This is a genomic window from Streptomyces sp. YS-3, from assembly GCF_045257485.1.
In the GTDB taxonomy this organism is placed as follows: domain Bacteria; phylum Actinomycetota; class Actinomycetes; order Streptomycetales; family Streptomycetaceae; genus Streptomyces.
The window spans coordinates 1-6,857 of record NZ_JBJHPC010000397.1; the positions used below are offsets into that span (position 1 = coordinate 1).

6 protein-coding genes are annotated in these 6,857 nt (G+C 72.4%); 5 read left to right on the forward strand and 1 reads right to left on the reverse strand.

Annotated features, from left to right (window positions below):
- Positions 1–910: HAD family hydrolase (locus tag ACJA3G_RS26240; protein ID WP_406555517.1), on the reverse strand; the 910-nt coding region annotated here is incomplete at its 3' end.
- 112 nt (positions 911–1,022) lie between these two features.
- On the opposite strand from ACJA3G_RS26240, the gene ACJA3G_RS26245 reads away from it, so the two are divergent.
- From ACJA3G_RS26245 to ACJA3G_RS26265, 5 genes are all read left to right on the forward strand, one after another.
- The gene (locus ACJA3G_RS26245) at positions 1,023–1,313 is read left to right on the forward strand and encodes a glutaredoxin family protein (protein WP_406555518.1); all 291 of its coding nucleotides are present in this window, start codon (positions 1,023–1,025) and stop codon (positions 1,311–1,313) included.
- A 333-nt stretch (positions 1,314–1,646) separates the two neighbouring features.
- Positions 1,647–2,429 (forward strand): redox-sensing transcriptional repressor Rex, encoded by a 783-nt coding sequence (locus ACJA3G_RS26250; protein ID WP_406555519.1) that lies wholly within the window; start codon positions 1,647–1,649, stop codon positions 2,427–2,429.
- The gene (locus tag ACJA3G_RS26255) at positions 2,426–4,024 is read left to right on the forward strand and encodes a glutamyl-tRNA reductase (protein WP_406555520.1); all 1,599 of its coding nucleotides are present in this window, start codon (positions 2,426–2,428) and stop codon (positions 4,022–4,024) included. The genes ACJA3G_RS26250 and ACJA3G_RS26255 overlap by 4 nt, the downstream gene beginning before the upstream one ends.
- A complete protein-coding gene (gene hemC / locus ACJA3G_RS26260) occupies positions 4,021–4,995 on the forward strand; it encodes a hydroxymethylbilane synthase (RefSeq protein WP_406555521.1) in 975 nt (324 codons plus the stop codon). The genes ACJA3G_RS26255 and hemC overlap by 4 nt, the downstream gene beginning before the upstream one ends.
- An 8-nt stretch (positions 4,996–5,003) precedes the next feature.
- Positions 5,004–6,662: a uroporphyrinogen-III synthase gene (locus ACJA3G_RS26265; RefSeq protein ID WP_406555522.1), complete on the forward strand. Its 1,659-nt coding sequence runs from the start codon at positions 5,004–5,006 to the stop codon at positions 6,660–6,662.
- Positions 6,663–6,857: the final 195 nt, after the last annotated feature.

Consider the following 6,857-nt stretch of genomic DNA (forward strand, 5'->3'; position numbering starts at 1 on the left):
CCTTCGCCGCCTTGCGGCCCGTCCGGTAGTCCCGCAGGCGCCACTCCCTCGCCCTCGCGTGCTTGCGCAGCTTCGCGTCGGGGTTGATGGCGTAGGGGTGGCCCACCAGGGACAGCATGGGGATGTCGTTGTGGGAGTCGCTGTACGCCGCGCAGCGCGAGAGGTCCAGGCCCTCCGCCGCCGCCAGCGCGCGTACCGCCTCCGCCTTGGCGGGGCCGTGCAGCGGCTCGCCCACCAGGCGGCCGGTGTACACGCCGTGCACCGACTCGGCGACCGTGCCCAGCGCGCCCGTCAGGCCCAGCCGGCGCGCGATGATCGTCGCGGTCTCCACCGGTGCCGCCGTCACCAGCCACACCTTCTGGCCCGCGTCCAGATGCGCCTGGGCCAGCGCGCGCGTGCCGGGCCAGATGCGGTCCGCCATGTACTCGTCGTAGATCTCCTCGCCGATGGTCATCAGCTCGGAGACGCGGTGGCCCTTGACGATCGACAGGGCGCTCTCGCGCGCGTCCTGCATGTGCTCCGGATCCTCGACCCCGGCCAGCCGGAACCACGCCTGCTGCCAGGCGAACCGCACCAGGTCGCGGCGCTGGAAGAACTTCCGCTTGTACAGGCCCCGCCCGAAGTGGAAGATCGCCGCGCCCTGCATCACCGTGTTGTCGAGGTCGAAGAAGGCCGCCGCCAGATCGTCCCCGACCACGGGGAAGTCCGGCTCGGACGGGGTGGAAGGGGCGGAGGAGGGGGAGGGTGGCGCGGAGGCCTCGGCCTTCGCCTTTTCCCTGGCTTCCGCTTCCGCCAGTTCCGCCAGCTCCTGCTCGGACTTGCGGGCTGCCTCGGCTGCGGCCTCGCCGGCCAGCACGCTGCGGGCTGTCGCCGAGCGCCTACGCGGGGTGAGCCATCCCAGTACGGCCATGTCGTGAGCATAGCCAGTCTGTTCGGTACCGCCCGACACGCCGGGATGCCGGGGCGTGAACTCTGGGAGACGGCGGCGGACGGCCGCCTTCACGTGGGCGGAGAATGGATCCATGAGTCCTCTCTTCCGGCGCGGGAAGTCCCCGCGCAGCGCCGACCCCTCCTCCCCGCCGCTCGTCACGCTCATCGGCAAGCCGGGCTGCCATCTCTGCGACGACGCCCGCGCCGTGATCGAGAGCGTCTGCGCCGAGACCGGTGCCGCGTGGGAGGAGAAGGACATCACTCAGGACGAGGCGCTGCACCGCGCGTACTGGGAGCAGATTCCGGTTGTGCTCGTCGACGGCGCGCAGCACACCTTCTGGCGCGTGGACCCCGCGCGGCTCAGGAGTGCCCTGGGCGCTTGAGGCGGGTGGGGCGCGCGTGCCCCGTCCGTGGTCCCGGGGGCCCGTGATCGAGTGGGTGATCAGCGGTAGTTGTGGTTACCATCGAGGTCGTTTTGTCGCGTTCGGGGGTGACATCGTGGAGAGGTGTGTACGGTTTTGCCCCCTTCGGGTCTTCAACGGGCCGACTTCGCTGTCGGTTCCCGGAAATCGGCACCGGTTCGCGTGAGCCCGGTCACTTTGCTCGGACAAAGCGGACACCATCTTTGTGCACGCGTTCACAAAGACATAGCCTGCATTCGACGGGGCGGTCCTGGGACACATGGCCGCCTGCCTCGCTCATCCCGCAGGAGCACCGTGGCAACTGGCCGAACTCACCGACCGGCGACCCGTAGCCGAGGAATCCCCGAGGCCACCGTCGCCAGGCTTCCGCTGTATCTGCGTGCGCTGACCGGACTGTCGGAGCGCTCCGTACCCACGGTCTCCTCCGAGGAACTGGCCGCGGCGGCCGGGGTCAACTCCGCGAAGCTGCGCAAGGACTTCTCGTACCTCGGCTCCTACGGGACCAGGGGCGTGGGCTACGACGTCGAGTACCTCGTCTACCAGATCTCCCGCGAGCTGGGCCTCACCCAGGACTGGCCCGTCGTCATCGTCGGCATCGGAAATCTCGGCGCTGCCCTCGCCAACTACGGCGGCTTCGCCTCCCGTGGCTTCCGGGTCGCCGCGCTGATCGACGCGGACCCCGCGATGGCGGGCAAGCCCGTCGCCGGGATCCCGGTGCAGCACTCCGACGACCTGGAGAAGATCATCAGCGACAACGGTGTCTCCATCGGCGTCATCGCGACGCCGGCGGGCGCCGCGCAGCCGGTCTGCGACCGGCTGGTCGCCGCCGGGGTCACCTCCATCCTGAACTTCGCGCCGACGGTCCTGTCGGTGCCCGAGGGCGTCGACGTACGCAAGGTCGACCTCTCCATCGAGCTGCAGATCCTCGCCTTCCACGAGCAGCGCAAGGCCGGTGAGGACGCCGCCGCCGCGGAGGCCGCCGACATCGTGGCCCCCGTGGCGCCCGTGGTGCGCGGCGGCGCGGCCGTGGACCGGAAGGGACCCGACGGGGACATGCCCGCCGTGATGCCGGCATGAGCCTCCTGGTCGTCGGCCTCAGCCACCGCAGCGCACCCGTCAGCATCCTGGAGCGGGCCTCGCTCTCGACGGACACGCAGGTCAAGCTGCTTCAGGACACCCTCGCTGCGGAGCCCGCGGCCGAGGCGGCGGTGCTCGCCACCTGCAACCGCATCGAGCTGTACGCGGACGTGGACAAGTTCCACGCGGGCGTCGCCGAGCTCTCCACCCTGCTCGCCCAGCACAGCGGCGTCGGTCTGGAGGAGCTCACCCCGTATCTCTATGTGCACTACGAGGACCGGGCCGTCCACCATCTCTTCTCGGTGGCGTGCGGGCTGGACTCGATGGTCGTGGGCGAGGGCCAGATCCTCGGCCAGATCAAGGACACCCTGGCGCAGGGGCAGGAGCTCCACACCGCCGGCCGCCTCCTCAACGACCTCTTCCAGCAGGCCCTGCGGGTCGGCAAGCGCGCCCACAGCGAGACCGGTATCGACCGGGCCGGGCAGTCCCTGGTCACCTTCGGCCTGGAGCAGCTCGCCCTGGGAACGCCGGTGGAGACCTGGGCCAAGGACAAGCGCGCCCTGGTGATCGGCGCGGGCTCGATGTCCTCGCTGGCCGCGGCCACGCTGGCGCGTGCCGGGGTGCGCGAGGTGATCGTCGCCAACCGCACGTCCGCCCGCGCCGAGCGGCTGGCGGAGATCCTCACGGAGTCCGGCACGCCCGCCCGCGCGGTGGCGATGGCCGACGTGGCACGCGAACTGACACGAGTCGACGTGGCCGTGTCCTGCACCGGGGCGACCGGTCTGGTCCTGGACGCGCAGACCGTCGGCGACGCCGTCGGCGCCCAGGCCGCCGCCCCCGCGAGCCAGGCGCCCGCCGTCCCCGGCGGCTGCCCCGCCGACTTCGCCGCGACGGCCGCCGCCGGCGCCTCGCTCGCCGCGTACAGCGCGGTCGCCGAGGCCGACGCCGCGGCCGAGCAGGGCGCGCCCGTCGACGCCGACTCCCTGGAGCTGCACGGCAGCTGGGCCGAGAACGCCACCGGCGCCCGGCCCGCCGCCCGCACCCGTATCCCCGCGCAGACCGGCCCCGTCCGGCTCGCGCTGCTCGACCTCGCCATGCCGCGCGACATCGACGCCGCCGTCCACCGCATCCCCGGGGTGCGGCTGGTCGACATCGAGTCGCTCGCCGACGCCTCGGCCGACGCGCCGATGGCCGCCGACGTCGACCAGGTCCGCTCGATCGTCTCCGACGAGGTAGCCGCCTTCGGCGCCGCCCAGCGCGCCGCGCACATCACCCCGACGGTCGTCGCGCTGCGCGCGATGGCCGCAGACGTGGTGGCCGGCGAGGTGGCCCGCCTTGAGGGACGGCTGCCCGACCTGGACGAGCGCCAGCGCGCCGAGGTCACCCAGACCGTGCGCCGCGTCGTCGACAAGCTCCTGCACGCGCCGACCGTGCGGATCAAGCAGCTCGCGGCCGAGCCCGGCGGCGCCGGATACGCGGACGCGCTGCGCACACTCTTCGACCTCGACCCGGAGACGGTCGCCGCCGTGTCACGGGCCGACCTGAATGACGTCGACGTCAAGAACCGAGACGCGAAGAACCGAGGGCGGTCATGACCCAGAAAGCACTGAGGCTGGGGACCAGGCGGAGCATGCTCGCCATGGCCCAGTCCGGCCAGGTGGCCGACGCCGTACGGAGGTTGACCGGGCGTCCGGTCGAGCTGGTGGAGATCACCACGTACGGCGACACCTCGCGCGAGCACCTGGCGCAGATCGGCGGTACGGGCGTCTTCGTGACCGCGCTGCGCGACGCGCTGCTGCGCGGCGACGTCGACTTCGCCGTGCACTCGCTCAAGGACCTGCCCACCACGCAGCCCGACGACCTCGTCCTCGCCGCCGTGCCGGTCCGCGAGGACCCGCGCGACGTGCTGGTGGCGCGCGACGGGCTCACCCTGACCGAGCTGGCCGCCGCCTGCGAGGGCCGCCCGGCCCGCATAGGCACCGGCTCGCCGAGGCGCATGGCCCAGCTGAACGCCTATGCGCGCAGCCACGGCCTGGCCGTCGAAACCGTGCCGATCCGGGGGAACATCGACACCCGGATCGGATTCGCGCACAGCGGGGAGCTCGACGCGGTGGTACTCGCCGCCGCCGGGCTCAGCCGCATCGGCAGGACCGGTGAGGTGACCGACTTCCTTCCGGTCGACACCATGCTGCCCGCCCCCGGCCAGGGGGCACTGGCGATCGAGTGCACGGCAGCCGATGCCGAGCTCGCCGCCGCGCTCGCCGAGCTCGACGACCCGTACACCCGGGTCGCCGTGACCGCCGAGCGGTCCCTGCTCGCCGCCCTGGAGGCCGGCTGTTCCGCACCCGTGGGTGCCTACGCCGATCTTCTGGCCGACGGACAGATTGTTCATGAGATGCGCCTGCGCGGCGTCGTCGGTACCACCGACGGCTCGACGCTGGTGCAGTTGTCCATCACCGGTCCCGTACCTGCGTCGCACGACGAAGCCATGGCGCTCGGCCGCGAACTCGCGGTCGAGATGCTTGCCAAGGGTGCGGCCGGTCTTATGGGGGAGCGAGCACTTTGAACCCCACCATGTCCTCCAACCTTCCCGCCGTCTCCGCGCACGGGTGCGTCACCTTCCTCGGTGCCGGCCCCGGGGACCCGGGGCTGCTGACGCTGCGCGCCGTGGAAGCGCTGGCGTCGGCCGATGTCCTGATCGCCGAGCCCGCTGTGCTCGACGTGGTCCGCGCGCATGCGCGGGCAGGTGTGGACACGCCTCAGCTGACGGTTGTTGACGACACGTCAGCGACCGGCAGCACGTTCAACGTCCCCGTGTTGCGGGACGCGGCCAATCTTGTCATGGAGGCCGCGCGCTCCGGCAGGCGGGTCGTCCGTGCCGTCTCCGGTGACCCCGGGCTCGACGGCAGCGCGGGCGAGGAGATGCTCGCCTGCGCCGCGGCGGGCATCCCCTTCGAGGTCGTGCCCGGTGTGGCGACGGCGGTGGGCGTACCCGCGTACGCCGGTGTCCCGCTCAGCGACCCGAGCGGCGCCGACGTCCGCTTCGTCGACGCGCGCAGCGCGGGCGAGCGCTGCTGGACCGAGGTCGGCGCGAGCGACGGCACGGTCGTCGTCTCCGCGACCCTGGAGACGGTGGCGGCGGCGGCCGGTGAACTGGTCGCGGCGGGCCGCAAGCCCGACACCCCGATGACGGTCACCGTCGCCGGTACGACCACGCGCCAGCGCACCTGGAACGCCACGCTCGGCTCCATCGCGCAGGTCCTCAAGCAGGCCAAGGTGCTGCCGTCCCCGGACGGGCACCAGCCCGTCATAGCCGTGGTCGGGGAGCGCACCGCCGCGGCCCAGCGCGACCGGCTGTCGTGGTTCGAGTCCAAGCCGCTGTTCGGCTGGCGGGTACTCGTACCGCGGACGAAGGAGCAGGCCGCGTCCCTCTCCGACCAACTGCGTTCCTACGGCGCGGTGCCGCACGAGGTGCCGACGATCGCCGTCGAACCGCCGCGCACACCGCAGCAGATGGAGCGGGCGGTCAAGGGCCTGGTGACGGGCCGCTACGAGTGGATCGCCTTCACCTCGGTCAACGCGGTCAAGGCGGTGCGCGAGAAGTTCGAGGAGTACGGGCTCGACGCGCGGGCGTTCGCGGGGATCAAGGTCGCGGCGGTGGGTGAGCAGACCGCGGCGTCGCTGGTGGAGTTCGGTGTGAAGCCGGACCTCGTCCCGAGCGGTGAGCAGTCGGCGGCCGGCCTCCTGGAGGACTGGCCGCCCTACGACCCGGTCTTCGACCCGATCGACCGGGTCTTCCTGCCGCGCGCCGACATCGCCACCGAAACGCTGGTGGCGGGGCTGATCGAGCTGGGCTGGGAGGTGGACGACGTCACGGCGTACCGGACGGTACGGGCGTCGCCGCCGCCGGCGGACACGCGCGAGGCGATCAAGGGCGGCGGGTTCGACGCGGTGCTCTTCACGTCCTCGTCCACGGTCCGCAACCTGGTCGGGATCGCGGGCAAGCCGCACAACGTGACGGTGATCGCGTGCATTGGGCCGGCCACGGCGAAGACGGCCGAGGAGCACGGGCTGCGGGTGGACGTGATGGCTCCCGAGCCGTCGGTGCTGAAGCTGGCGGAGGCGCTGGCGCAGTTCGGGGCGGCTCGGCGGGATGCGGCGGTGGAGGCGGGGGAGCATGTGACCCGGCCGAGCGAACGCCGCCCCGGGGCGAGGCGACGCCGCACGACGTGAGGCGCCCCGCTGCTTTCGTCTGCGGACCGTGGAGGGTTGCTCGCGCAGTTCCCCGCGCCCCTAGGTAGTTMGGGGCGCGGGGAACTGCGCGAGCAACCGCCCACCGGCCCGCAGACGAACCCCCGGCCGAACAGGGCCGCGGGGTCGGGCAAAAAGGCTGCGGGCACCGGCGTAGCGTGGTGGCATGAGCTACGG

Bases quoted from the DNA above. Each gene is read 5' to 3' on its own strand.
- hemC (WP_406555521.1), top strand. From the start codon at position 4,021: ATGACCCAGAAAGCACTGAGGCTGGGGACCAGGCGGAGCATGCTCGCC.
- ACJA3G_RS26255 (WP_406555520.1), top strand. From the start codon at position 2,426: ATGAGCCTCCTGGTCGTCGGCCTCAGCCACCGCAGCGCACCCGTCAGC.
- ACJA3G_RS26245 (WP_406555518.1), top strand. From the start codon at position 1,023: ATGAGTCCTCTCTTCCGGCGCGGGAAGTCCCCGCGCAGCGCCGACCCC.
- ACJA3G_RS26265 (WP_406555522.1), top strand. From the start codon at position 5,004: ATGTCCTCCAACCTTCCCGCCGTCTCCGCGCACGGGTGCGTCACCTTC.